The sequence below is a fragment of the Trinickia sp. genome, from assembly GCF_051953955.1.
Taxonomy (GTDB): Bacteria; Pseudomonadota; Gammaproteobacteria; order Burkholderiales; family Burkholderiaceae; genus Trinickia.
The window spans coordinates 1-23,874 of sequence record NZ_JBQCIF010000075.1 but is presented as its reverse complement, the minus strand read 5'-3'; the positions used below and the strand labels follow the sequence as shown (position 1 = coordinate 23,874).

The 23,874-nt window shown below is 63.9% G+C and carries 26 protein-coding genes, 1 tRNA gene and 1 riboswitch; of the genes, 17 read left to right on the top strand and 10 right to left on the bottom strand.

What is annotated here, in order from left to right:
* The first annotated feature begins 147 nt into the window (after positions 1–147).
* The 4 genes from ACTHNZ_RS14205 to ACTHNZ_RS14190 all read left to right on the top strand — a co-directional run bounded on the left by ACTHNZ_RS14205 (position 148) and on the right by ACTHNZ_RS14190 (position 2,671).
* Positions 148–963, top strand: coding sequence for an EAL domain-containing protein (locus ACTHNZ_RS14205; protein ID WP_440543137.1), 816 nt, complete (start codon positions 148–150; stop codon positions 961–963).
* 293 nt (positions 964–1,256) lie between these two features.
* Positions 1,257–1,559, top strand: coding sequence for a DUF883 family protein (locus ACTHNZ_RS14200; protein WP_440543136.1), 303 nt, complete (start codon positions 1,257–1,259; stop codon positions 1,557–1,559).
* 145 nt (positions 1,560–1,704) lie between these two features.
* Positions 1,705–2,094, top strand: a complete 390-nt coding sequence (locus tag ACTHNZ_RS14195; RefSeq protein WP_440543135.1) for a phage holin family protein — start codon at positions 1,705–1,707, stop codon at positions 2,092–2,094.
* Positions 2,095–2,176: 82 nt separating this feature from the next.
* Positions 2,177–2,671: a DUF3318 domain-containing protein gene (locus ACTHNZ_RS14190; RefSeq protein WP_440543134.1), complete on the top strand. Its 495-nt coding sequence runs from the start codon at positions 2,177–2,179 to the stop codon at positions 2,669–2,671.
* Positions 2,672–2,769: 98 nt separating this feature from the next.
* On the opposite strand, the gene ACTHNZ_RS14185 is transcribed toward ACTHNZ_RS14190, so the two are convergent.
* The 7 genes from ACTHNZ_RS14185 to glyA all read right to left on the bottom strand — a co-directional run bounded on the left by ACTHNZ_RS14185 (position 2,770) and on the right by glyA (position 7,711).
* Entirely contained in the window at positions 2,770–3,231 is a 462-nt protein-coding gene (locus ACTHNZ_RS14185; RefSeq protein WP_440543133.1) for a type IV pilin protein, read from the bottom strand.
* Positions 3,232–3,246: 15 nt separating this feature from the next.
* Positions 3,247–3,786: a pilus assembly PilX family protein gene (locus ACTHNZ_RS14180; protein WP_440543132.1), complete on the bottom strand. Its 540-nt coding sequence runs from the start codon at positions 3,784–3,786 to the stop codon at positions 3,247–3,249.
* A gap of 97 nt (positions 3,787–3,883) precedes the next feature.
* A complete protein-coding gene (locus ACTHNZ_RS14175; protein WP_440543131.1) occupies positions 3,884–4,753 on the bottom strand; it encodes a PilW family protein in 870 nt (289 codons plus the stop codon).
* Positions 4,750–5,229, bottom strand: a complete 480-nt coding sequence (locus tag ACTHNZ_RS14170) for a type IV pilus modification PilV family protein (protein ID WP_440543130.1) — start codon at positions 5,227–5,229, stop codon at positions 4,750–4,752. Before ACTHNZ_RS14170 ends, ACTHNZ_RS14175 begins: the two co-directional genes overlap by 4 nt.
* Positions 5,226–5,819, bottom strand: a complete 594-nt coding sequence (locus tag ACTHNZ_RS14165) for a GspH/FimT family pseudopilin (protein WP_440543129.1) — start codon at positions 5,817–5,819, stop codon at positions 5,226–5,228. Before ACTHNZ_RS14165 ends, ACTHNZ_RS14170 begins: the two co-directional genes overlap by 4 nt.
* Before the next feature lie 158 nt (positions 5,820–5,977).
* Entirely contained in the window at positions 5,978–6,457 is a 480-nt protein-coding gene (nrdR, locus tag ACTHNZ_RS14160) for a transcriptional regulator NrdR (protein WP_440543128.1), read from the bottom strand.
* Between the two features lie 6 nt (positions 6,458–6,463).
* Complete coding sequence (gene glyA / locus ACTHNZ_RS14155; RefSeq protein ID WP_440543127.1) at positions 6,464–7,711, bottom strand: serine hydroxymethyltransferase; 1,248 nt, start codon at positions 7,709–7,711, stop codon at positions 6,464–6,466.
* Positions 7,712–7,870: 159 nt separating this feature from the next.
* A riboswitch (ZMP/ZTP riboswitch) is annotated at positions 7,871–7,970 on the bottom strand.
* A 189-nt stretch (positions 7,971–8,159) separates the two neighbouring features.
* On the opposite strand from glyA, the gene ybgC reads away from it, so the two are divergent.
* The 12 genes from ybgC to ACTHNZ_RS14095 all read left to right on the top strand — a co-directional run bounded on the left by ybgC (position 8,160) and on the right by ACTHNZ_RS14095 (position 18,128).
* Positions 8,160–8,630, top strand: a complete 471-nt coding sequence (gene ybgC, locus ACTHNZ_RS14150) for a tol-pal system-associated acyl-CoA thioesterase (protein ID WP_440543126.1) — start codon at positions 8,160–8,162, stop codon at positions 8,628–8,630.
* 152 nt (positions 8,631–8,782) lie between these two features.
* Entirely contained in the window at positions 8,783–9,460 is a 678-nt protein-coding gene (gene tolQ / locus ACTHNZ_RS14145) for a protein TolQ (RefSeq protein WP_440535537.1), read from the top strand.
* A 10-nt stretch (positions 9,461–9,470) separates the two neighbouring features.
* Positions 9,471–9,920 carry a protein TolR gene (gene tolR, locus ACTHNZ_RS14140; protein ID WP_440543125.1) on the top strand — a complete coding sequence of 150 codons (450 nt, stop codon included), beginning with the start codon at positions 9,471–9,473 and terminating at the stop codon, positions 9,918–9,920.
* The gene (gene tolA, locus ACTHNZ_RS14135) at positions 9,917–10,912 is read left to right on the top strand and encodes a cell envelope integrity protein TolA (protein WP_440543124.1); all 996 of its coding nucleotides are present in this window, start codon (positions 9,917–9,919) and stop codon (positions 10,910–10,912) included. Before tolR ends, tolA begins: the two co-directional genes overlap by 4 nt.
* Positions 10,913–11,025: 113 nt before the next feature.
* Complete coding sequence (gene tolB / locus ACTHNZ_RS14130) at positions 11,026–12,318, top strand: Tol-Pal system beta propeller repeat protein TolB (protein ID WP_440543123.1); 1,293 nt, start codon at positions 11,026–11,028, stop codon at positions 12,316–12,318.
* A 19-nt stretch (positions 12,319–12,337) separates the two neighbouring features.
* The gene (gene pal / locus ACTHNZ_RS14125; protein WP_440543122.1) at positions 12,338–12,841 is read left to right on the top strand and encodes a peptidoglycan-associated lipoprotein Pal; all 504 of its coding nucleotides are present in this window, start codon (positions 12,338–12,340) and stop codon (positions 12,839–12,841) included.
* 22 nt (positions 12,842–12,863) lie between these two features.
* A complete protein-coding gene (gene ybgF, locus ACTHNZ_RS14120; RefSeq protein WP_440543121.1) occupies positions 12,864–13,613 on the top strand; it encodes a tol-pal system protein YbgF in 750 nt (249 codons plus the stop codon).
* A gap of 70 nt (positions 13,614–13,683) precedes the next feature.
* Positions 13,684–13,759, top strand: a tRNA-Lys gene (locus ACTHNZ_RS14115).
* A gap of 252 nt (positions 13,760–14,011) precedes the next feature.
* Positions 14,012–14,293: a hypothetical protein gene (locus ACTHNZ_RS14110; RefSeq protein ID WP_440543120.1), complete on the top strand. Its 282-nt coding sequence runs from the start codon at positions 14,012–14,014 to the stop codon at positions 14,291–14,293.
* A gap of 383 nt (positions 14,294–14,676) precedes the next feature.
* Complete coding sequence (locus ACTHNZ_RS14105; protein ID WP_440543119.1) at positions 14,677–15,093, top strand: hypothetical protein; 417 nt, start codon at positions 14,677–14,679, stop codon at positions 15,091–15,093.
* 239 nt (positions 15,094–15,332) lie between these two features.
* Entirely contained in the window at positions 15,333–17,603 is a 2,271-nt protein-coding gene (locus tag ACTHNZ_RS14100; RefSeq protein ID WP_440543118.1) for a multicopper oxidase family protein, read from the top strand.
* A gap of 231 nt (positions 17,604–17,834) precedes the next feature.
* Complete coding sequence (locus ACTHNZ_RS14095; protein ID WP_440543117.1) at positions 17,835–18,128, top strand: helix-turn-helix domain-containing protein; 294 nt, start codon at positions 17,835–17,837, stop codon at positions 18,126–18,128.
* Here ACTHNZ_RS14095 and ACTHNZ_RS14090 read toward each other — a convergent pair.
* Positions 18,118–19,044, bottom strand: coding sequence for a LysR substrate-binding domain-containing protein (locus ACTHNZ_RS14090; protein ID WP_440543116.1), 927 nt, complete (start codon positions 19,042–19,044; stop codon positions 18,118–18,120). The two genes, ACTHNZ_RS14095 and ACTHNZ_RS14090, sit on opposite strands and share 11 nt — an antisense overlap.
* 178 nt (positions 19,045–19,222) lie before the next feature.
* Here ACTHNZ_RS14090 and ACTHNZ_RS14085 point away from each other — a divergent pair, with 178 nt between their 5' ends.
* Positions 19,223–20,458 (top strand): multidrug effflux MFS transporter, encoded by a 1,236-nt coding sequence (locus tag ACTHNZ_RS14085; protein WP_440543115.1) that lies wholly within the window; start codon positions 19,223–19,225, stop codon positions 20,456–20,458.
* A gap of 276 nt (positions 20,459–20,734) precedes the next feature.
* On the opposite strand, the gene ACTHNZ_RS14080 is transcribed toward ACTHNZ_RS14085, so the two are convergent.
* Positions 20,735–22,300, bottom strand: a complete 1,566-nt coding sequence (locus ACTHNZ_RS14080; protein ID WP_440543114.1) for an integrase — start codon at positions 22,298–22,300, stop codon at positions 20,735–20,737.
* A gap of 211 nt (positions 22,301–22,511) precedes the next feature.
* Positions 22,512–23,874: efflux RND transporter periplasmic adaptor subunit (locus ACTHNZ_RS14075; RefSeq protein ID WP_440543113.1), on the bottom strand; the 1,363-nt coding region annotated here is incomplete at its 5' end.

The window sequence follows — 23,874 nt, the reverse complement described above, 5'->3', positions numbered from 1 at the left end:
ACAATTTACGAATAGTAAAACGGATTACGTATTGTTAAATAAACGTAAACCCCGATGGAACAATGGCCGGTACTGTCGATATAAGTATTTGGCTGATGCCGATGACGCGCGGCCTGGTACTATCGAAGCTGCGCTTCCATTTCTCCGATGATCCCGCCGACCATTCCCGCGCTCGTTGCGCGAGCCGCCGAACACCCCACTTTGCGCGAGCACGTATCGCTCGACGAACGCGAGGCGGTGGCGTTCGCGCGTTTTCGGGACGTGCGGCTGCAAAGCGTTTATCAGCCGATCTTCGACGTCAGCATGAGCGGCATGCAGACGCTTTGGAGCTCGCCCGGGCAGGCGGACCGCTTCGGCGACGAACTCGGCTTCCAGGCGCTGACCGAACGCGCCGACGGCCTACCGTTCGATCCGTTCGACGCCGCCGGCGACGACCGCGACCTCGTCGCGCTGGACCGCCTGGCGCGCACGCTCCATGCGATCAATTTCTTCGGCGCGCAGCGTCACGGAATGCTGTTCCTGCGCGTGCACGAGCGGCTGCTCAAGAGCGTGAAATACGATCACGGGCAGCACTTCTCCTCGGTGCTGATCGGGTTCGGGCTCAATCCCGGGCGGGTGATCATCGAATTGCCCAGCGCGGCCGTCGCGCACCGCACGTTCCTCGGCTATCTCGCGAACAGCTATCAGCGCTACGGCTTCAAGGTCGCCGGCAATCTGCCCAATGCCGGGCATATCTTGTCGGTATCCGACATGGCCCGGCTCGATTTCATCAAGATCGACGGCGGGGCCGTGCTGCGCGACGCCATGGCCAAGCCGCTGATCGCTTACGCCAACCGGCTCGGCATTCCGCTCATTTTCGATCGCGTCGCCACGGAAATGCAGTTCGACGCGCTGGCCCAGTTCGGGGCCCGCTTCGTTCAAGGCCCGCTGTTCGAGCCGAAGAAGGCCTGCGTCGAGCGTTGAGCCCGCCCCGGCGGCCGGCATCGCACACGGCCGACGCGCGAACGCCTTCGTTTCGCCTCGGTCTCAGCGGTTGTCCACCGTCCCTTCCGCCATCTCCCCTTTGTAATTTCGCCGCGATCGCGCGACACTGCTCGATGTCTCGGCCATTGCCGCACACCATGCGCAAGCTGCGGACATGCCACGCGTTCGCCGACGGGAACGATTCATGCACATCGCAAACCAATCGCTGTGGTGGCGCAGTCGCAGGCCTATCTTTGGTACGATGCTCGCGTGAAAGGTACAAGGGGGCACTTATGTCAGAAGTCAACAAGGAGAGATTGATGTCCGATATCAGAAACGTCCTCGCGGACGCCGAGGATCTGTTGAAGCAAGCCGCGAGCGCGACGGGCGAACGTGCCTCCGAGCTGCGCGAAACGGCGCTGAGCCGCTTGAAGCAAGCGAGGGAAAAAGCGGCGGACGTCCAAGTCGTCGTCGTCGAAAAAGGCAAAAAGGCGGTGCGCGCCACGGACGACTACGTCCATGAACATCCATGGACGGCCATCGGCATCGCGGCCGGTGTCGGCGTCGTCGTCGGCCTGCTGATCAACCGCAAGTAACCGCGCTCGCGCGCGAAGAGAGGGTGGCTCGCGCCTTTGCCTCTCTTCGCGTTCTCGCCGAGCCGCGGACGGCGCCGGGCAGCGAATGCCCGGCTGATGCCGCCGCTGTGCGCGGCCGTCGCATAGCACGCTTTTTCGCCCATCCATGCCAAACGATACGCATTCACAGCAGCATGCCGGCCACGGGCCGTTGCGCCGCATGATCGCATCGGTCGTCGCGTTGTTCCACGCGCGGCTCGAGTTGATCGGCATCGAGCTGGCCGAGGAGCGCGAACGGCTCATCGCCGTGATCTTCCTCGGGCTCGTTGCCGCCATCTTCGCGATGATGGCGCTCATCAGCTTGACCGCCTTGATCGCCGCCGCCTTCTGGGACACCTATCGCTGGCAAGTGCTGGCCGGCATTACGGCCGTCTACGCGCTAGGGGCGGTGATTTGCGCCATCCGAGCGCGCGCCGGCTTGCATGCCGCGCCGATCGTCTTTGAAGCCACGTTGCGCGAATTCGAGAAGGACCGCGACATGTTCCGCGAACCGTGAGCACAGGCCGGCCCGCGAAGCAGATCGCGCTGCGCGGACCGCCTCGGCTCTCGGCCCTTTTGCTCGACTGCTCCCTCCTCCCATGAACGAATCCACCTCGCCCAACTCGGCCCATCGCCAGCGCTCCCCGATTCGGGACGCGAGCACGCCGCAAATGCGCGCGGTCCGCAAAGAGTTGCTGCTGCTGCGCGCGGAAGTCGAACGTGCGGAGTTCGTGCAGGCGCGCGCGGAGCTTCATCGAAAATTCTCGAACCTCGGCTGGCTCAAGCTGCTCGTGCCAGGCCTCGGCGTCATGCGCAGCAAGCGCTCGCGACAGGGCGTGAATGCGACGCTCAGCGACTGGGTCTTTCAGCATCCGCTCGTCAGCTCACTCGTTTCGATCGCGCTAGGCAAGCCGCTGCGCGCGACGGTCGCCACCGTCGCGGCAGGCGCGAAACCCGTGCTCAAGTGGGGAGCCGTGGGCGCCGCCGCTTGGGCGGGACTGCGCGCGGTGAGCTACTTCTCTCGTAAGGGCGGCGAGCAGCGCGAGGAGGCGCCGCAGCAAGCGGACGAGGATGCCCCTGGCGGCGCGTCTTAACGGCACGGCCCTGCTCGAACAGCAGACTTCCCTTTCTGCTTTGCTGCTTTGCTGCTTTGCTGCTTTGCTACAAGACCGGGCAGCGCAGCAGCGGCCGCTCATGCGGCGCGACCCGACCAACATCTTTCGACGCTTCGAGCGTTTGCCGCCGGGCTCGAATTGGACCGCGTGCCGAGCCCATCGAGCACAAACGTGCCGCACGCGTCGCCGCGCATCGGGCCATCGTCCGTTGGGACCGCGCGCAACTCGTAACCGCCGTTGAGCGGTGAGGCAGGCACCAGCTCCAGCCGATAAGCGACACGCCCGAGTGCCGGTGCCCGGTCCAAACCGGGCGGCAGAGCGGGCACCGGCCCGATGCCAACGCCGCTCGCGCCGCCGTTGGCCATCGCCGCCACATACTGCGCGGCTCGATGGAGCGCAACGACCGCGTCGACCCGATGGCCGCGCGCCGCATAAGTCTGATACGACGGCACGGCATAGGCCGCCAGCACCGCGGCCATGGCAAGCGCGATGATGAGTTCGAGCAACGAAAAACCGCTCGACGATTTGCTCGGCTCCATGCGCCTCCTTGCTGTTCAACCCACGATCGGGGCCACCACGATGCGCCGCCACGCTCGCCGCTCCCGGCCGCCCTGATGCACGATCATCAGTTGGAGCCATGCCTGCGAGGAGCGCGCCGCGCCGAATCCGCGCGCGGTAATCCAATAGGCGCGCGCATCCGGATCGCCTTCCACCCGCGCCGCTTCGATGACGCACTGTGGAGCGCGAGCCGACCCAGGCCACGACTGCACCGGCTCGTACGCCCATGAGCTCCCGAATATTTCGGCGTGCCTCCATTGCATGGGCGCACCGCTGCGCGCGGGCACGACGGGGGCGACGCCCGCGTGCAAGTCGCGCGCGCAGAGGGTCAACGCGCCGTTTGCCGCCTGCGTCGCGCGCAGGTGCTCATGCACGTTGATGCCGTGACCCCTGTGAGCGATCGACGCTTCGAGCCAGACGGCCGACGTCGTCAGCATCATCGAGGCAAGCAGCAATGCGCCGGGCAACGCGACGCCTCGATGTTGCCGGCAAACGCGCACACGCTGGCCGGCGATAGCGGCAGCCTGCGGTGGCATTGCGCCTTGGTCAGCGTCCGCCCGCCATCGTCGGCGCACCGCTCGTCTCCGCGCGCTCACGGCGCGCCGCCCTCTGGCCGATGTCTTTTCGGCCGATTCATGGCGCTGCGCCCCCTGCTGGATTACGGAGGGCAAGATGTCGCGACAACGCGAGCCTTTCGCGCCCGTCCCAGCTTGGCACCTGCCTCCCCCGGCAATCGATGAAACCGCGAGCCGCGCTTGTTCGCCGCCCGCGCACGACGACGCACAGATCGACCGCCACGACGTCGGCCCACTGCATGGACGCAACGGCGTCTGCTCGTACCGGCTCGTCCGCGCCGCGCAACCAATAGCGCAGCTCCATGCGATCGACGCCCTCGACGATGGGTTGCGGACCGCGCGCGCTTCCGTTGCCCACGCAATAGAGCTCGGGTTCGGCTCGCCGATTGGGCCGCCCGACATAGAACCGATTGACGATCACAGCGTGGCCACCGTGGCGCGGCACGCCCTGGCCCAAACAATCGGTCGGTTCACCGGACGCGTCGGGCCAGGTGGCCACCCCGTCGTCCGCATAGCGCACGATCGCTGCATCGGAGCCGGCGCCATCCGACGACTCGCTCATGCAGCCAACGTTCTCGTGAGTCATGCCGACAGCAGGCAACGCGGACTGACAGCCGATGAGGCCCGGCGTCACGCGCACACGAAGCGCCGGCTGATCAAGAGGCGCATACCCGGCCATTTGGATCTGTTGCCCAACGAGCGTCAGCGCGGCAGCACCCGCTTCGCGCATCCGGGCAGCGTCAGCAGCACGCATGAACGACTCATGCTGCATGCGATACAGCGTCAGCGCGCCGGCGAGGACGACGAGCCCTAGCGCTGCCGCGATCAGCCATTCGAGCAGCAGATACCCCGCCTGACGCCGCTGCCTCGGTTCAGCGGCGGCAGTCGCAGTCGCATTCCCGTTGGCATTCGCGACGGGCGCCATCATTCGCCTCTCGCGAACGGCAATGCGATGCAATTCGCAAACGCGTGTCCCTCTAAACGCGCGCAAGCACCGCCATTCGATGACCATGCTTGCTCAGATGCCCTGACGGCGTTTTCCCAATGCACGACGACCGCACCGATATCCTTCGTATCTTCGACGATCGAAACGCGCGCAGCGGGCAACACCTGAGCCGCGTGCGCATGCCAGCGCCCTGGAATGGCCGCGGGGCGCACGGATGAGTCTTTCGCTTCGGCAATCGACACCGCGATCCAAACGGCACGCTCGCGCTCGGACTGCGCATCGGCGTCGCGCAGCGCCGCGAGTTGAGCCGCCGCGAGGCCAAGAAGAGAGATCGCGAGCAACGAAATGGCAACGAGCACTTCGAGCAGCGAGGCACCTGTGCACGGGCCCCCTCGGGCGCCGACGACTCGCGGGGGAAGAGCCGTCGCACGGAAGCCATTCGCTCGGACCGCACTCATGCTCCGGCCGGCTCCTTGCAAGTGCCTTGTGCGAGCCTCGTGCGCCCACCCGCTGCAATGCGAATGCATCGGCGCAATCGAGCCTCGCTGCCTCTGACGCGAACGCCTACCGCCGTGAATTCAAAGTGGCGAAAGCCGCCGATCACTTGGCCGGCAGGCGGCGTGAATGCAACTGCACTTCGCGCCGCGGCGATCGAAACCCCGGTCAAGCGTGGATGAACGCGCAACGCTTTGCCGACGCCCGCCTGCTCCGCGATCACAGCCCATCCGCACGACCACGGCGGCGCATTGCGAGCGCAAGCGTGCCCCACTGTCGGACAGCGCGCCACGCTGCCGATTGGACATACGAACACGGGTGTTCCGCGGGCGATGGCCTCGCCGCGAGCGAACGTCAGGCTCGCGAGCAGCGCCCTGGCCGCACCGTCCACACGATCACGCGCCTGCCACTCGGAGAACATCGGACCCGCCAACACCGCTGCGGATGCCGCGAGCACAGTGACGATCAGCAGTTCGACGAGCGAGAACCCGCGGCAACGCGACCGCTTACGCCAAGGCCCGCCGCCACAGCCTCCCTTGAATCGTTGTTGCATGTTGCATCACTCCCGCATCGGCATGTCGCCAATCTATCGGGAGTACGCACACGGCACCATCCTCCGTTCGGCCTAGTAGCGCGCGAGTGCGCGTGCGGCCGAGAATGGTGCATCGATTGATTGCATCAATCTTTTGGGCGCCCGCTTACGGATACGAACTACCGCTTACGCGCGGCCTTCTCTTGCTTGGGCCGGCGAAACTCCTCGATCACGTCCTCGAATTCGGACACGTCTTCGAAGCGCCGGTACACGGAAGCAAAACGCACGTAGGCGATCTTGTCGAGTTGGAGCAACTCGTTCATTACGAGCTCGCCGAGCCGCTCGCTGCGAACTTCGCGCTCCCCGCTGCCGAGCAGTTGGTATTCGATGCGAGCCACCGCCGCATCGATCGCCTCGGCGGACACAGGCCGCTTGCGCAGCGCAAGCCGCATGCTCGCGGCGATCTTGCGGCGGTCGAACTCGCTGCGGCTGCCATCCTTCTTGACGACGGCCGGCAGCGTGAGCTCCACCCGCTCGTACGTCGTGAAACGCTTGTCGCAGGCGGGGCAGCGGCGGCGCCGCCGAATCGCGGCGCCGTCCTCCGATACGCGTGAGTCGATGACTTGCGTATCTTCGTGCCGGCAGAAGGGGCAGCGCATGGGCGATCAGCGATAAACGGGGAACCGCTTCGTGAGCTCGGCCACTTGCGCGCGCACGCGCTCGATCGTGGCGGCGTCTTCCGGATTCTCGAGCACGTCGGCGATCAAGTTGCCCACTTGCTCGGCTTCCTTCGTGCCGAAGCCGCGCGTCGTCATCGCGGGCGAGCCCAGGCGAATGCCGCTCGTCACGAACGGCTTTTCCGGATCGTTCGGAATCGCGTTCTTGTTGACCGTGATGTGCGCCGCACCGAGCGCGGCTTCCGCCGCCTTGCCCGTAATTTTCTTGGCGCGCAGATCGACGAGCATCACATGGCTTTCCGTACGGCCCGAGACGATGCGCAGGCCGCGCTTCACGAGCGTCTCGGCAAGCACGCGCGCGTTCTCCACCACTTGCTGCTGGTACGTCTTGAACTCGGGCGAGAGCGCTTCCTTGAACGCGACGGCCTTGCCGGCAATGACGTGCATGAGCGGGCCGCCTTGAATGCCCGGGAAGATCGCCGAGTTGATCTGCTTTTCGAATTCGGCCTTCATGAGGATGACGCCGCCGCGCGGGCCGCGCAGGCTCTTGTGCGTCGTCGTCGTGACGAAATCCGCGTGCGGCACCGGGTTCGGGTACACGCCAGCCGCGATCAGGCCCGCGTAGTGCGCCATGTCGACCATCAGATAGGCACCGACCGACTTCGCGATCTTAGCGAGGCGCTCGAAATCGATCCGCAGCGCGAACGCCGACGCGCCGGCCACGATCAGCTTCGGCTTGTGCTCGTTCGCCAATGCCTCGGCCTTGTCGTAGTCGATGTCTTCCGCCGCGTTCAGGCCATAGCTCACGACGTTGAACCACTTGCCCGACATGTTCACGGGCGAGCCGTGCGTCAGATGACCGCCTTCCGCGAGGCTCATGCCCATGATCGTATCGCCGGGCTTGAGCATCGCGAAGAACACGCCCTGATTGGCCTGCGAGCCCGAGTTCGGCTGCACGTTCGCCGCCTCGGCGCCGAACAGCGCCTTCACGCGATCGATCGCGAGCTGCTCCACTACGTCGACGTATTCGCAGCCGCCGTAATAGCGCTTGCCCGGATAGCCCTCGGCGTATTTATTCGTCAATTGCGAGCCTTGCGCGGCCATCACGGCCGGGCTCGTGTAGTTTTCCGACGCGATGAGCTCGATGTGCTCTTCTTGGCGGTGGTTTTCCTGCTGGATGGTGTTCCAGAGTTCAGGATCGACATTGGCGATGGTGCTTTGGGCTCTGTCAAACATACGCGTTCCGTTAAGGGTGAACAGGTTGGCCGAATCGTGCGCGGAATACGTACAGGCCGTACGCTTGCGCGGCTGGCGGAAGGCCAGCCCGGACGTGGCGGATGATTCCGTTGCGCGGGCAAGACAACCGCGGGCGACGCGAACGTCGGCGCCCCATGACTCGGCTGCCCAGGCGAACGGCAAAACGGCACCCTGCGCTTCACGGTGGGTCGCTCCACCTTGACCCCGGAGGGTTTTATCGCCAGTCACGCAGGGATGAGCGCGTTAGTGTATGTGAAGCGCAACCAATAGGCAATTGGCTCGGGGCGCGTAGCTCGGGGCGCGTAGCTCGGGGCTCGTAGCTCCGGGCACCTAGCTCGGGTAGCCCAGGGGGCGCCTAGCCGCGTCTTGGCCGCGTCGCCTCACGCAATTTCGAGGCCAACCCGCGCATCCGGTAAAATACCGCGCCATGAACCAGCCAACCCACCATCGCGGCGTGCAATTCAGCTTCGATTGGCCGATCCGCGTCTACTACGAAGACACCGATGCGGGCGGCATCGTCTTTTTCGTGAACTATCTGAAGTTCTTCGAGCGAGCACGCACGGAATGGCTTCGGGCGTGCGGCGTCGATCAGCGCAGGCTGGCCGAGGGCAACGGCATCGTCTTCATCGTCAGCGAAACGGCCGTGCAATATCGTGCGCCAGCGCGGCTGGACGACACCCTGACGATCACGAGCCGCATCGAGCGCCTCGGAAAGGCCAGCGTCGAGTTCGTCCAAGAAGCGCGGCGCGGCAGCGAGCTACTTGCCGTCGGCAAGATCCGCGTCGGCTGCGTCGATCTCGCCACGCTCAAGCCGGTCGCCCTGCCCGTATCGGTTTCGGAGGCACTGCGCCGCGATCCCAATGCATTTATCGAGGGCGTGTCAACGGCAAACGCCTGAATTCCGTTGAGGACTACGTCATGAACTAGTATCGTGCCGGTCGATACCGAGCCGGGCTCCGCCCTGATGCGACAAGGCTTTCAAGCAGCCAACCAATACCCTTTACGCAGCTTGCAGCGACCCTCGCCGTTCTGACGCATAAGCATACATTTATGAACAACGCACAAGATTTGTCGATCGTTACTCTCGTCCTCAACGCGAGCGTGCTCGCGCAAGCGGTAATGGGGCTGCTGCTCTTGCTGTCGCTGATGTCGTGGACGTTCATCTTCCGCAAGTGGTTTGCCATCCGGCGCGCGCGGGCGCAAACTGAGCAATTCGAGCGCGATTTCTGGTCGGGCGGGGATTTGCAGGCGCTCTATCAAAGCGCGGCCAACAATCGCCACACGATCGGCGGGCTCGAGCGAATCTTCGAATCGGGCATGCGCGAGTTCTTGAAAGGCAAGGAAAGACGGATCAACGATCCGGGCGCAATCCTCGACGGCGCGCGCCGTGCGATGCGCGCCGCCTTCCAGCGCGAGATGGACGTGCTCGAGGCCAACCTCGCGTTCCTCGCGTCGGTCGGCTCCGTGAGCCCCTATATCGGTCTGTTCGGTACTGTGTGGGGCATCATGAACGCGTTCCGCGGTCTGGCGAACGTGCAGCAGGCCACGCTCGCCAACGTCGCCCCCGGCATCGCCGAAGCGCTGACGGCCACCGCCATTGGCCTCTTTGCGGCGATTCCGGCCGTCGTCGCGTACAACCGCTACGCGCACGACATCGATCGCCTCGCGATTCGCTTCGAAACGTTCATCGAAGAGTTCTCGAACATCTTGCAGCGCCAGGCGCACTAAGGAGCACGCGATGGCCGGCACCACCAACCGATCCAGCATGCGCAGCGGCCGTTCGCGCCGCGCGATGGCCGACATCAACGTCGTTCCGTACATCGACGTCATGCTGGTGCTGCTCGTCATCTTCATGGTGACGGCGCCGCTCGTCGCGCCCTCGATCGTGAATCTGCCCACGGTCGGCGGCGCCGCGCCCCAGCAGCAAACGCCCCCCGTCGTCGTCGATATCCGTGCCGACGGCAAGATGAGCGTGCGCTACAAGGACGACTCGGGCGGCTCCGAGGAGCAACAAATGACGCGCGCCGATCTGAACGCGTTCGTCACCGAGCGACAGGCTTCGCATCCCGACCAACCGGTCGTGATCGCCGCCGACAAGACCGTGCAGTACGACGCGGTCATGAACGTGATGTCCGACTTGAAGGCGCGCGGCGTCAAACGCGTGGGCCTGCTCGTCAAATCGCAATGAACCGCAAGAAGTCCACTTATCCGCTTCAACCGCCTCGCGAGCGCGGCACCTGGCGCGCATTCGCGCTGGCGCTCGTGATGCACGTGTTGCTCGGGCTCTTCCTCTACCACGGCATCCAGTGGCAAAACAGCACGCCGGCCGGTGCCGAGGCGGAGCTTTGGACCGACGTCACCCCCACGCCGACGCAGCCACCCCCTCCCCCCGCTCCGCCCGTACGCGTGCAACCGGCGCCGCCCGTCGACCAAGAGCAAGCCGATATCGCGTTGCAGGAGAAGAAGCGCAAAGAGCAGGAAGCGCAACGCGCCGCTCAGCTGGCCGAGGAGCAGCGTCAAAAGGCGCTGCAAGAGCAGCAGGAGCAAGCCAAACGTCAGGAAGCGCTCGCCCGCCAGCAAGCCGCGCAACTCGCGGCGCAAAAGGCCGCGGCGGAAAAGCTCAAGCAGCAGCAGGCGCAGGCCGAGAAGCAACGCGAGCAGCAGGAGCAGCAAAAGCAGGCGCAACTGAAACAGCAGCAGTTGGAAGCGCAGAAAAAGGCCGAGGCGGAAAAGGCTGCCGCCGAAAAAGCCGCGAAGGCGAAGGCATTGGCCCAGCAGCAAGCCAAACAGAAGCAGCAGCTCGAGCAGGAGCGGCGCGCACGGCTCGCGCAATTGCAGGGCATGGCCGGCCAAACCGAAGGGGGCAATGGCCTCGCGAAGAGCGGAACTGGCAGCGGGTCGGGCGGCACGGCCGCTTCGCCCGGCTATTCCGACAAGGTGCGGCGGCGCGTGCGGCCCAACATCATTTGGGCGGGCGAAACGGCGGGCCTCGAGACTGTCGTCTCGGTCCACTGCGCGCCAGACGGGCAGTTGTTGTCGGCCTCGATCCAGAAAGGCAGCGGCAATCCGCAGTGGGATCAGGCCGCGCTGAACGCCGTGAACGCGTCCAACCCGATGCCGCTCGACGTCAACGGGAAAGCGCCGGCGTCGTTCCTGATCACGTTGCGGCCGGCGGGCTGAGCGGCAAGCCCCATGCCGGCGGACTCGACGAACCCGACCCCGTCAGGAACGATTCCTGCATTGCGTAGTCTCTTTGCTGTCGTGCCATTTTTTCGTTTTTTGGGATTTCCAGCATGAGTTTGATGACGAAGCTAGGCTTGAGGACTTTGTTGGCATCGTGCCTGATCGCGGCGGCCGGTGCGGCGCACGCCCAACTGAACGTTCTCGTCACGGGCGTCGGCTCCACGCAGTATCCGATCGCGACGGCCAACTTCGCGGGCGAAACGGGTGCGCCGCAATCCATCAGTGAAATCGTGCGTCAGGACTTGCAGCGCAGCGGCAAGTTTTCGATCGTCGATGCCGGCTCCACGCCCGTCTCCGAAACCGATTCCGTCGATTTGGGCGCCTGGAAGGCCAAGGGCGCCAACGCGTTCGTCGCGGGCAGCGTGCAGCGCAATGCGAACGGCCAGTACGACGTGCGATTCCGGCTGTACGACACGGTCAAGGGGCAGAGCCTCGGCGGCCTGTCGTTCACGACGCCCGCGGACAGCATGCGACTGACCGCGCACAAGATCGCCGATTACATTTATCAGAAGCTGCTCGGCACGCGCGGCGTCTTTGCGACGCGGCTGTCGTACGTCGTCAAAGTCGGCAACCGTTATCAACTGCAGATTTCCGACTCGGACGGCCAAGACGCGCATATCGCACTCTCGAGCCCCGAGCCGATCATCTCGCCGGCCTGGTCGCCCGACGGCACGAAGGTGGCCTACGTCTCGTTCGAAAAGCGCAAGCCGATCGTCTACATTCACGATCTGCCGACGGGGCGCCGCGTGATCATCTCCGATCAGAAGGGCAGCAACAGCGCGCCCGCCTGGTCGCCGGACGGCAAGACGGTCGCCGTTGCATTGACGCTGACGGGCAACACGCAGATCTACGCGGTCAATGCGAACGGGACGGGCCTGCGGCGCCTGTCGCACAGCACGTCGATCGATACGGAGCCGTTCTACTCGCCCGACGGCCAGTGGATCTACTTCACGAGCGACCGGGGCGGCCAGCCGCAGATCTACAAGATGCCCGCGCAAGGCGAAAGCGCCGGCGCGGCGCAGCGCGTGACGTTCACGGGCAACTACAATACGAGCCCGCGCGTGAGCCCGGACGGCAAGGAACTCGCCTATATTTCGCGCGTGGGCGGGGCGTTCAAGCTATATGTCCAGGACCTGGAGACCGGCGTCGCCACGGCGCTGACCGATACGACACATGACGAATCGCCGAGCTTCGCGGCGAATGGTCAGTACATTCTTTACGCCACTCAGGTGAACGGCCGTGGCGTGTTGGCCGCTGTTTCGACCGATGGTCGAACGCGGCAGATCTTGTCCGTTCGGGGCGGCACTGTGACCGAGCCGTCTTGGGGTCCTTTTATGCAATGACACACAAGGAGAGTAAAAAATGAAGTCCAAACTTCGTATCGCGTTTGCCGTGGCACTCGTTAGCGCATTGGCAGCTTGCCACTCGGGCACGAAGCTGAACGAGAACCCGACGCAAGGCGCGGTCAGCACGCAACCGAACCCGAACGCGGTCGCGCCCGTGACGGTTGACGAACTGAACAACCCGAACAGCCCGCTGGCCAAGCGCAGCGTGTACTTCGACTTCGACAGCTACTCGGTCAAGGACGAATACCAGTCGCTGCTGCAAGCGCATGCTCATTACCTGACGAGCCACCCGGCACGCCACATCCTGATCCAAGGCAACACGGATGAGCGCGGCACGGCCGAGTACAACCTCGCGCTGGGTCAGAAGCGTGCGCAAGCCGTGGCGCAAGCGCTGGAAGCCGACGGCGTGCCTGCGTCGCAAATCGAAGCCGTGAGCCTCGGCAAGGAAAAGCCGGTGGCGCTCGGTCATGATGAAGCTTCGTGGGCGCAAAACCGCCGTGCGGATATCATCTATCAGTAATTCGTAACGGGTGACAACGCGTATGACGCACCGTTTCTCCTGGCTGCGCGGTACCGCAGCCGCATGCGTGGCCGCCTCGGCGTTTGTCGCGGGGCCGGCCCACGCCGGTCTGTTCGACGATGACCAGGCGCGCCAAGCCATTCTCGACTTGCGCGCGAAGACGGATAACCTCACGACTCAGCTTTCCGCGGCACAGCGCACCCTGATCGATCAGCAGGGGCGCCTCGATCAGCTCAATCAGCAGATCGCGACGCTGCGGGGACAAAATGAGGATCTGGCGAACCAGGTCGCGACCTTGCAGAAGCAGCAAAAGGACTACTACACCGATCTGGATGGGCGGCTCAAGAAGCTCGAGCCGCAGACGCAGACGGTCGACGGCGTCCAAGGCACGGTGCAGCCTGGTGAAACGGATGCGTTCAACGCGGCCTCGCAGCAGTTTCGCAGCGGCGATTTCAAAGGTGCGGCGGCGGCATTCCGCAGCTTCATCGCCAAATATCCGCAGAGCCCTTATCAGCCGACCGCGCAGTACTGGCTCGGCAACGCGCTGTATGCGCTGCACGACTACAAGGGCTCGACGGCCATTTGGCAGGGCATCGTGAAGAACTATCCGCAGCATCCGCGGGCGCCGGAGGCACTGCTGGCGATTGCGAACAACCAACTCGAGCAGGGGCAAAAGGCCGCGGCTCGCAGGACGTTGCAGCAGATCCTGTCGGAGTACAGCGGATCGGACGTCGCGCAAGCGGCGCAGCAAAAGCTCGCGCAGACCAAGTAGTGGCAGAGGGTCGCGGCTCCGGGTTCGATGTTGACGAGCCCAGTCGGGGCCGATATAATCTCGCCTCTTTGGGTCGTTAGCTCAGCTGGTAGAGCAGCGGACTTTTAATCCGTTGGTCACTGGTTCGAATCCAGTACGGCCTACCAAGAAGTCGAGGGGTTGCGTGTGAGCGCAACCCCTTTTTCTTTTCCGACTGTCAATGAAGTGTCAACCGCATTGACGCACCGGCGAGCCGGTGTCCCAGCTCAGTTGCCAATGTTCGTGGTCGCCTCGATCTCCGCCGTATCCCATTTTCCGCGACGCATGGCCTCGGCCAGCATACCCAAGGTATCGTTTCCAGCGCCACCGGCTAGCCCATCCATTTGATTATTTTACGTTTTCAGCATAAGTTCAAAAACATGGAAACTTTACTGAAAAAGTACCTGATCACCGATATCGAGGAAGATGCGCGACGCCAGTACATCGATGCGCAGTCGGTCTTCGTCGAGCGAGAGCGCACGCGAAAAGAAGCAAGCAGCGTGAGCGGATCGATGTTCTGGCGCCAACAATCGGGCCGCGAGTACCTCATTCGCCAAACTGCCTCAAATGCTCAGAAGAGTCTCGGGCCGCGCTCGACTGATACAGAGAACACACTAGAGCGCTTCACGGTCCATTACAGGCCGAGGTCGTTCAGCAACTGATGCTGGAATACCTCCCCCATCTCATACCGCGGGTTACTCGGTAATCCTCCCGCTTTTAACGCGAGCCAGAAGTAGAGACTATGCCGCGGCCACATACGGCCTCTCTGGCATCCCGAGTAACCGCGTCCTGATCCAGCCTGGTTTCGCAAGGCGGTCATCGGTCACGACTGTATTGCGAGCATAAGGACATCCCGTCAAGAATCGAAGCGCTTGACCACGTCACTTCGTCCGAAAAAACGTCCACCATAGCCGCTTCTCCTCCCGTTGCGTCACACTGCTTGGCGCTACCGGACTACTCGATCGCAGAGTCCGGCACCCATAGCGCCGAGCACGACGCCCGAGAAGTTTCGCGTCCGCGCCCCGCCAATTTTTGAAGGACGAACATGGACACCACGATGGACAGGCCGATGGCCGACCCAGAGATCGCAAGGCTCCACGCGGACATCCACAAGCTGCAGGTGGAAACCATGAAGCTCGTCGCCGAGAGGCTAAAGGCCGATGCCGAAAAGCTGAAGCTCGACACCGAGAAATCGAAGCTCGAATCCGAGAAGCTGAAGGCCGATGCCGAAAAGTCTAAGCTCGACACCGAAAAGTCTAAGCTCGACACCGAAAAGTCGAAGCTCGACACCGAAAAGTCGAAGCTCGAATCCGAAAAGCTGAAGGCCGACGCCGAAAAGTCGAAGCTCGAATCCGAAACGCGCAAGCTGAACCTCCAAACGCGCTGGATTCCCATGATCGAGGGAGCAGGATTGCTTGGCGTCGCCCTCGCACTCGTCAAGCTCTACTTCCCCGGCGCCTAACGACGACCCGGCCACCCTGGCGGGGCCTTCTTCGCCCGCGCCCTAGTCGCCCTAGTCGCCCAAACAAAAGCGCATTTTTCGGACAACAAATATTGCTTTTAAGTACATCCATTTTTTTTCGATGACCGGGTTGCTAGCCTTCCTGCCGAGCAATCGGTGGTAACCGCGGCGGCAATCGCATTTCCCGCACACCGCGCTTGCAACACTCCCCACAAGAAATCGCTACGCGGAGTTTATTCATGCGGTCACTCACTCGGGTCATTGCCGCGGTGGCGGCCTGCGCGTCGTTGTCGCTCGCCACGCTCGCATCGGCAGCGCCCAGTTCGGCTCGCTCGTTCGTCGATTTGGAGGGCGCACCGGGCGCCGCCCCCGCTTCAGCGCAGCCGCTCATGCGCGCGAGTACCCAGCCAACGGCCATCCCGGCACGCTGCAGCGGCCCTGGCTACGTCGCCGACACTTCCCGCACGGTTACGCTCGATGCAAGCTACTCGTCGTACAGCATCTACAACCCGTCGACGAACGCCTACGATCAGGTCAGGGTGCGTGGCTACAACGGCTGCCCCACAGGCCCGACGATCAACGTCGTTCCAGGGCAAACGCTCAAGGTGCGGCTCAACAACACGCTGCCGCCCGAATCGGCTACGACCTGCCCGCCCAACGCCGCCCACGACACGCCGCACTGCTTCAACACGGTCAACCTGCACACGCACGGTCTGCACGTCTCGCCGTCGGGCAATAGCGACAACGTGTTCATCAGCGTGCCGCCAGGCGATTCGGCCAACTACGTCTATCAGATCCCGGCCGATCATCCGGCCGGGACGTTCTGGTATCACTCGCACCATCACGGCTCGGTCGCCATCGACGCCGCGAGCGGCATGGAAGGCGTGCTGATCGTCCGCGGTCATCGCACGGCGGCGCGTCGTGCCGCGAACGGCGGCATGGCCGACATCGACACGATCCTTCACGAACGCTGGGGAACGTCGTTCCCCGAGCACGTTTTCCTGTTCCAGCAAATCGAATACGGCTGTTTCGCCAACGCACAAGCCACCGTGCCCCTCGCCGATCCCACGACCTTCGAATGGCTCTGCCCGTCCGGGAGCGTCGGCGAGTTGCGCAACTACACGGGGCAGTTGAATTTCGTCGCCGATCCGCGCGCGGATCACGCGGGGCAGCACAATTCGACGTGGGCGATCTCGGGCCGCTATACGCAGATCAACGGCGTCGTGCAGCCGCTGTTCCCGTCCGCCAACGGATTCTTGCCAGCAGGCCAAATCCAGCGTTGGCGACTCGTTCACGGCGGCGCTCGCGATACGATCAACCTGAAGGTCGTCCAAGCGAACCTCGCCGCACTGGGCCGCACCAATGCGGCGGCGGCCAATGCGCAAGACGTCAACGAAGCTACGCAAGCGGCCAGCGCGCTTCTCTCCGGCCAGCGCAGCCCCGCACAACGCGTAACGACGCTCGATCAGTTGTGCAGCGGCGAAGTCGTGAAGCAGATCGACATCGCCGACGACGGCTTGACGCGCAGCGCGATGGTCGAACAAGACGTGACGACGCTCAATCCCGGCTATCGCCGCGACGTGCTGACGGCGTTTCCGAGGCCTGGCCTCTACTGCGTGCTCGACGAAGCGGCCGATGCCGCCACCACGATCGCCTATCAGGCCGGCGCGAGCAAAGTGAAAGATCGGCGCCTGCTCGCCTTCCTGCGCGTCGGCCCGGGCAACGACATTCCCGACTACGCGCCCGATGGCCTTGGCCATTCGAAGTACTGGCAATACGTGCGCAATCGTCTCGTCGACGCAAATCGCGATCTGCCGGCCGACGTGCTCGCCGATCTGCGCACGCTCGACACCCATGTCTTCGCGCCGGAAAAGCCGCTCGTCGGACCGATCGATAAGCAAGTGCCGATGGTCATGAACGTCGGCTTCGCGGGCGGCGCACCGCAATTCACGATGAACGGCCAGACCTACGATCCGTCGCGCATCGACTACACCGGCGTATTGGGCACGACTGACGAGTGGCACCTGACGGCCGGCGCCAACGGCGGTCACGTCTTCCACATTCACGTCAATCCGTTCGAGGTCGTCGATATTCTCGACCCGCACGGCGTCTCGATCTACGATTCGAGCGGCAATTGCACGGCTGCGGAGCTTGCCACGGGCGATCGGCAATACTGTTCGCTGCACGGCGTGTTTCTGGACACCGTCTTCATCAAGCCCGGGTACACGGTCGTCATGCGCACGCAGTACAAGGATTTCACAGGCGAGTTCGTCATGCACTGCCATGTGCTCGACCATGAGGATGCGGGGATGATGGGCAACGTTCAGATCATTACGCCCTCCCAGGCGTTCATCTCGCGCATTGCCACGCCACTCGCGAGAGCGAAGGCGGACGTCGCCGGGTTCGTGGACGCGCTGCGCTACGGCAGGCGCCCCTCGACGCAGCTCGCGCTCTCGGCGCCGATCTGCGGAGCCGGCAACAACGACGCTGAAACGATCGTGGCGAAGTGACGGCGGCATGGAGGGCATGGGCCGAGGAGCATTGGGGTCATCGGCAAATCGGCGCCGGCCTTCGGGTCGCTGCCGTCTTGCGATGCGCCCGCGTCTTCGACACGACACGACACGACACGGCGCGACGAGCAGCATCGCAAATCGCACATAGCCTCCATGTGAGCCCGCCGATGGCGTGAACGGGTTCCTCCGCTATATGCTGCTTCCAAGCATACGGAGGAGTGATGAGCGATGAGCAATGTCGAAGGGCCGCACCGCCCGGTCTCGTTCCCCCCGCGCGACGCCGATGTCCGTATCGATATCGCGAGCGCGCCGCCTGCCGGATTCGCGCCGCTGACCGATCGTGAGTGCACGGTGCTCGATTGGTTGAAGGAAGGCAAGACCAACTGGGAGATCGCGGCGATTCTCGGCATCAGCGAACGCACGGTCAAATTTCACGTCGCGAACATCCGCACGAAACTAAGCGCATCGAGCCGCAGCCATGCGGTAGCGCTCGCCTATTCGAACAACCTAATCAAGCGCTGACGGCGCTCATGCCGCTTCCCTCGCTCGTCTGCCCATCCGTCTCTTCGAGCGCTCGCATGAAATGGCGCATGCCTGCCGTTTGTGCCCGGGCGCGCCACAGTATGTGAATGTGGACAGAGAGCGGCAGCCAATCGATCGGCTTGAATACGACGCCGGGCGGGCTCATCCGCCGCATGCTCGCCTGCATGACCGCTGCGCCGAGCCGCGCGCTGACGAGCCCGAGCGTCGTCGACACCTGCGCGACTTCGAATTGGATATCGGGCGTGAAGCCGCTGGCCGCGCAGGCGTCGAGAAAGCGCTCGCGCGCTGCCGGGTTGATCGATTTCGGCAGTGCGATCCACGGCATGCCGTCGAGATCGCTCGGCGCGATCATGCTCTTCTTCGCCAATGGGTGGTCGTCGGCCAGCGCGAGGACGAACGGCTCGCTCGTCAAGAGGCGGCTCGCCAGCGATTCGCTCGGCTTCGGCAAGTTGTAGACGAAAGCGATGTCGATCAGCGCGCGCTCGAGCGCATCGATCTGCTCGCCCGAGCGCATGGCGGCCAACTTCAGGCTCACGCGCGGGTGCGCCGAGCGGAAATGGCGCAGCGCGGCCGGCAGCCGCCCGTTGTGGATGATGCCTTCGCAATAGCCGATCGACAGCGAGCAGGCCTCGCCCTTGCCGACCTGCCGTGCCCGGTCCTCCATCCGCTCGGCGCGACTCAACAGATCACGCGCCTGCTCCAGGAAGTCGCGCCCGGCCGGCGTCAGCCGCACGCGTTGCTTGACGCGCTCGAACAGTTGCAGCCCGAGATGATCCTCGAGTTGACGGATCTGGCGGGAGAGCGGCGATTGCGAAATATGAAGCCGCTCGGCGGCACGCGCGACGTGCTCGCTTTCCGCCACCGCCACGAAATACCGGAGCTGCTGCAGTTCCATGTTATGTCCTTTTTTGCATCAAGTCTGACGCATTAAGTCTTGGACTGCATTATATCCCCTCATTAAGCTTCGATCCTGTACCCGATGCATTCGGCCCGCGCACGCGAGCTTCGCCCCCGTCCTCCACGACTGGCGCTCCTCCACAGCCGGCAAGATCGCAAGAAAAGGAACCATTGCCATGAACCCGTCTCGTATCGCCATCCCTCAAGGCGTGCTGCTCGTCACGCTCGTGCTGCTGAGCGCGAGCGGACTCGTCGCCTCCGACATCAACCTGCCCGGGATGCCGCTCGCCGCGCACGCCTTCGGCGCGCCGATCTCGTCGCTGCAGCACACGTTCAGCGTCTACATCGTCGGCCTCGCGCTCGCGCAGGCGCTCTACGGGCCGCTCTCCGATGCCTATGGACGGCGCCGTCTCGTCATCGGCGGCATGTTGCTCTATGCGGCGGCCTCGATCGGCTGCGCCCTCGCCCCGAACGTCGAGGCATTCGGGCTCGCACGCGTGATCCAGGCGCTCGGCGCGGGCGCCGGCATGGTGATCGGCCGAGCGATCGTCAGCGACATCTTCGATACGAAGAAGGCCGCTCACACGTTCACGACGATCATGCCGATCGTCGGTGCTTCGCCGGCGCTCTCTCCGCTCGTCGGCGGCTACATCACGGCCTACGTGTCGTGGCGTGCGCCGTTCCTCTTCACGGCCGCGCTTGGCGTCATCGCCGCGCTGCTGCTCATCGCCTATATCCCCGAGACGGTGCCGAAGACGGCACGCCACAGCAACGTGGCGCGCACGTTCCTCAGCTATCCGATGCTGCTCGTCAAGCCGCAGTTCTGGCAGTACGCGCTCAATCTGTGCGTCGGCTATGCCGTCTATCTCGGATATCTGGCGGCCTCACCGGTGATTCTCGTCGGCATGGGGTTATCGACGAAGACGATCAGCTACTGCTACATGAGCCTGTCGGTCACGTATATCGCCGGCAATCTGATCTCTCGGCGACTCGCCAAGACGTACGGCATCGACCGGCTGATCGGCGTCGGGCTCGCGATACTCGCGGCCGGCGCGCTGTGCCTGCTCCTCGCCGGTGCGCTCCATGGGACGACACCGGTGCCGATGATTCTTGCGATGTCGGTCGTGGCATTGGCGAATGGCTTCATGCTGCCGCTCTCGTTCGCGGGCGGCGTCACGAGCTTTCCCGACAACGCGGGAGCCGCCTCGGGGCTCATGGGCGCGATGCACATGATCGCGGGCTCGCTCGCCATTTACCTCGTCGCGGCGCTGCCGGGCACCGTCGCTTCCCTCGCCGCGTTCGTCACCGCCGTCGCCGCTATCGGATGCGTCGGGTTTCCGCTCTTGCTGCGCTGGTCGCGGATGCCGCGTCGGAGCGCGACGATCGTTTGCTCCGCCAAGAGCACCGCGTAACGGCTGACGGCGGTTCACTAGTTGGCACAATGCCCAGAAAACGGCTGCGGCTTGATGCATCGCTAAACCGAACACGGTATGCCGCACGCTGAATCCCCGCTCGCGCACGGCCCGCCCGGGCCAAACGTAGTGGGTCACGGCGTTGATCGCTCATCGAAGGGATGAAGGCGTTCTCGGCGGGATTGAAGCGGACGGTCGACAGACCGATTTCGGCTTTTACGGGGAAACCGAGCTCTGCATAGGCCGCTATGAAGACAAAAGACCACTGGTGCCGGATCAATTGACTTCCAGCAAGTCTACGCAGGCCAATGGCGACTCTCGACTGACGAGCGCGAGCGCCAGGTTGGCCTTGGCGACCAACTCGAGTGGCCTCAAATTTTGAACATAGTGTCCGTGCGTGATGCGATCCATTCCGGCACCGACGAGCTTCGCTACTGTGCGAAGACTAGCGGTAAGCGCCACGCTATCGAGGCGAGCGCCGTGAAGGATCAAGTTACGCTGCCGATAAAGCCGGTGAAACGACTCCCCGATCGCTTCGCGAATGGTCTGCAACTCATGGCCGGGATTCGCAAACAGCTTCTTCAATCGAGCCACGGCCGCCTGGTCCGAAACCCCCGGCATCTCCGGCATCCGTCCGTCGATGATCATCTTGGCCACGATGCGGGAGCGCTCGCGATTTGTCTGGCTGCTCTCGAGCTCTGCGCACTGGTCAGGGTGCCGATACTGCGCACGATAAGACAACGCCGTGAGTTCAGCACGCGGAAAAGAACACGTGACGAGCGTGGCAAGATTGTCCGCCGCGGTGGCGCGGTCACTCGGGTCGGCGAGTAACCCTTCGATCGCGCCCCAACCGCCGGCCACCGCGGCCGGCGGAGAACTGCCTTCCAGATGCGCCAGCAGCTCCAGCGCAGCATCCACACTCTGGCTCGCATCGGCCGAAAAAACGCGGTCCTCTCGAAACAGCTCCTTTACCCCCACGCCTCTGGAGTCCCTTTTCATGAAGACCGGGGCGGCACTCCCTTTGACCCAAAGCATCGGGATGCGGTTCAATGGCTCCCCTGTAGCAATAAGAGCGCGAGCGGCGTAGCGGTCAGCCTCGTCGCGCGCGGCTTGCGCGGCGCCAATGTCATCTCTGGCCTGCACCTTGACGACCATCGCTACCGGGGATCGGACTCCGGCTGTGTCGAAGCCCTGTTCTCTCAGCCACGCCGTGACGGCCGCGCCCTGCAGCCATGAGGAGGGCACGCCGTTGGGCAGTTGCGGAATAGTGGCAAAGGCCAGCAACACGTCGAACTCCCGCAAAGGGTTTGCCGACATCTCCTCCTGCAGCGCATCGCAAAGCTCTGGCAGCGTGATGGGCTCCGGCGCAGCGAGCCTAGCCTTAATGATGTCGTGTAGATATTGACCCGCAAACCCTGAATCGAGCAGATGAGCGGCAACGCTGCGAGCGAAGCGCTCGACCGTGAACTTCCCTGCAGCGACTGCCCTCCCCCATCGCGCGAGGTAATCGGCTGCGACGCGAACGGAAAGCTCTCGAATCCCGAAGTGAGCCGCGCTGTCAGCGCGCGGCACTTGCTGCATTTGCTGACGCAGAAACTGCTTTTCCGATTCGGTAAAGGCAGGATGCACCCCAACTCGTTTCTGGATCGAAGACGCCATCCGCCTAATTGCCGCTTCACTGAGATGGCCTTGTCTCACAACAGCACAGGCCTCGTACAGCTCATCCATGGCTAACACGACGTCGATGCCCCATAAGCACCGATACCAGGGCTTTCGGTCCGAAAGAAACTCTAAAAGCCTTACAACAGCGGTTTTCTCCAGCGAATTGACGACTGTGAGCATACGAGATAGTATTAGCGTTCGGTCAACGGGCAAACTAGCGTTGATCCACAGTCTACGTGGGGCGCGACCCGTACGGGTGTGGTAGCACATTTGCTGCATCCCATCGGCTCAAGCCCCCAATTCTTGAGGGCCCTGCATACGCAGGGCCTTTATTCTTGCGCACTTGGATTGGACAGATAGTCGGCACGCCGCCCTCTATCCCCTGTCACTGTCAAGCCCCACCCTCGCGTTCGAACACCGACGCAAGCCATTTGAGTCCACGCCAAGCGAAGCTTTGCCGTGCGCCGCCGATCGTCGCCGTACCGGTGATCTCGCGCGGCCACGCGTTGCCCGCCGGGCACTCGCCGATTCGCACGCGATAGGTTGCCGCCAACGGCACGAGTTGGTGCGTACCCGGCTGCTGCTGGACCGGCAGCGGCCCGCCATAGACGCTCGCGAGCGAAGGCACATCGAGCGTACCGAGGTTGACGCGATCCACTGCCGTCACCACGCAATCGACTGCGCCCGTTTCAGGCAACGAGGCAACGAACGTCACGCGGTCACCGGGCGCGACACGCGCCGCATCGTTCTCGCCGATGAACGCTTCGCCTTTCACGCCCTTAGCCCCGACGACGTCGAATATGTGCTCGCCACGCGGCAGCCAAGTGCCGGGGGCCAGCGCTTCATCGGTTTGCACGAGGCCGTCGAACGGCGCGCGCAGCGTCAATTGCGCGACTTCCGCCTCGAGCCCCGCGACCGTTTGCCGAGCCGCATCCCAGCGGCGATGCAGCGCCACGCCCTGCTCGAGCAGCCGCTGATCGAACGCCTGCTGCTCGACTTCCCAGCGCAGCAATGCTTCATCGGCTTGCGCCGCCTTCAGCTTATGTACGAGATCAGGCGACGCCAGCACGGCCAGCACGTCACCCGCACGCGCTCGCTGCCCGTCGCGCGCAATCGGCGCGTCGGTGAGGTATGCGCCTTCCGGCACATAGAGCCCTTGCGCGTGCAACGGTCCGAGCACGGCCGGCGCGCCGACCCCACCGTGCCACGGCAGCACGACGAACGCGAGCAACATTGCGCCCACCGCCGCGGTGCGCCGCGTCTCGCGGCACCAGCGCAACGCGGTGCGGTGCTGCCAGGACGCCGTCACTTCACGCACGATCGGCCGCGCGATGAACCACCCGAACTCGACGCAAAACAGCGCCAGTCCCAGCGCCTTGAAAAACGTGTGATAAACGACCAGGGCGATCGAGAAGAACACCACGAGCCGATAGAGCCAAGTCGCAAACGAGAACCCGATCAAGAAGCGCCGGCGCCGCGGCGCACACGGCTCGGGCTGCGGATCGCGCAGACCGAACAGCCGCTCGCGCATCCACCACCGGCCGAAGGCAAAAGCGCGGTCGTGCAGATTCGGCATGTCGAGCCAATCGGACAGCAGGAAGTAGCCGTCGAAACGCATGAACGGACTGGCATTGATCGTCAGCGTGCCGATCCACGTCGTCGTTGCCAGTAGGAACGCACCCGCGCGCACCGGCCCGTCCGGCAATAGGCTCCACGCCAACGTAGCGAACGCGGCCAGCGTCAGTTCGGTCAGC

Coding starts and splice junctions, on each gene's coding strand:
- ACTHNZ_RS14205 (WP_440543137.1), top strand. CDS start 148: ATGATCCCGCCGACCATTCCCGCGCTCGTTGCGCGAGCCGCCGAACAC.
- ACTHNZ_RS14200 (WP_440543136.1), top strand. CDS start 1,257: ATGTCAGAAGTCAACAAGGAGAGATTGATGTCCGATATCAGAAACGTC.
- ACTHNZ_RS14195 (WP_440543135.1), top strand. CDS start 1,705: ATGCCAAACGATACGCATTCACAGCAGCATGCCGGCCACGGGCCGTTG.
- ACTHNZ_RS14190 (WP_440543134.1), top strand. CDS start 2,177: ATGAACGAATCCACCTCGCCCAACTCGGCCCATCGCCAGCGCTCCCCG.
- ACTHNZ_RS14185 (WP_440543133.1), bottom strand. CDS start 3,231: ATGGAGCCGAGCAAATCGTCGAGCGGTTTTTCGTTGCTCGAACTCATC.
- ACTHNZ_RS14180 (WP_440543132.1), bottom strand. CDS start 3,786: ATGCCACCGCAGGCTGCCGCTATCGCCGGCCAGCGTGTGCGCGTTTGC.
- ACTHNZ_RS14175 (WP_440543131.1), bottom strand. CDS start 4,753: ATGATGGCGCCCGTCGCGAATGCCAACGGGAATGCGACTGCGACTGCC.
- ACTHNZ_RS14170 (WP_440543130.1), bottom strand. CDS start 5,229: ATGAGTGCGGTCCGAGCGAATGGCTTCCGTGCGACGGCTCTTCCCCCG.
- ACTHNZ_RS14165 (WP_440543129.1), bottom strand. CDS start 5,819: ATGCAACAACGATTCAAGGGAGGCTGTGGCGGCGGGCCTTGGCGTAAG.
- nrdR (WP_440543128.1), bottom strand. CDS start 6,457: ATGCGCTGCCCCTTCTGCCGGCACGAAGATACGCAAGTCATCGACTCA.
- glyA (WP_440543127.1), bottom strand. CDS start 7,711: ATGTTTGACAGAGCCCAAAGCACCATCGCCAATGTCGATCCTGAACTC.
- ybgC (WP_440543126.1), top strand. CDS start 8,160: ATGAACCAGCCAACCCACCATCGCGGCGTGCAATTCAGCTTCGATTGG.
- tolQ (WP_440535537.1), top strand. CDS start 8,783: ATGAACAACGCACAAGATTTGTCGATCGTTACTCTCGTCCTCAACGCG.
- tolR (WP_440543125.1), top strand. CDS start 9,471: ATGGCCGGCACCACCAACCGATCCAGCATGCGCAGCGGCCGTTCGCGC.
- tolA (WP_440543124.1), top strand. CDS start 9,917: ATGAACCGCAAGAAGTCCACTTATCCGCTTCAACCGCCTCGCGAGCGC.
- tolB (WP_440543123.1), top strand. CDS start 11,026: ATGAGTTTGATGACGAAGCTAGGCTTGAGGACTTTGTTGGCATCGTGC.
- pal (WP_440543122.1), top strand. CDS start 12,338: ATGAAGTCCAAACTTCGTATCGCGTTTGCCGTGGCACTCGTTAGCGCA.
- ybgF (WP_440543121.1), top strand. CDS start 12,864: ATGACGCACCGTTTCTCCTGGCTGCGCGGTACCGCAGCCGCATGCGTG.
- ACTHNZ_RS14110 (WP_440543120.1), top strand. CDS start 14,012: ATGGAAACTTTACTGAAAAAGTACCTGATCACCGATATCGAGGAAGAT.
- ACTHNZ_RS14105 (WP_440543119.1), top strand. CDS start 14,677: ATGGACACCACGATGGACAGGCCGATGGCCGACCCAGAGATCGCAAGG.
- ACTHNZ_RS14100 (WP_440543118.1), top strand. CDS start 15,333: ATGCGGTCACTCACTCGGGTCATTGCCGCGGTGGCGGCCTGCGCGTCG.
- ACTHNZ_RS14095 (WP_440543117.1), top strand. CDS start 17,835: ATGAGCAATGTCGAAGGGCCGCACCGCCCGGTCTCGTTCCCCCCGCGC.
- ACTHNZ_RS14090 (WP_440543116.1), bottom strand. CDS start 19,044: ATGGAACTGCAGCAGCTCCGGTATTTCGTGGCGGTGGCGGAAAGCGAG.
- ACTHNZ_RS14085 (WP_440543115.1), top strand. CDS start 19,223: ATGAACCCGTCTCGTATCGCCATCCCTCAAGGCGTGCTGCTCGTCACG.
- ACTHNZ_RS14080 (WP_440543114.1), bottom strand. CDS start 22,300: ATGCTCACAGTCGTCAATTCGCTGGAGAAAACCGCTGTTGTAAGGCTT.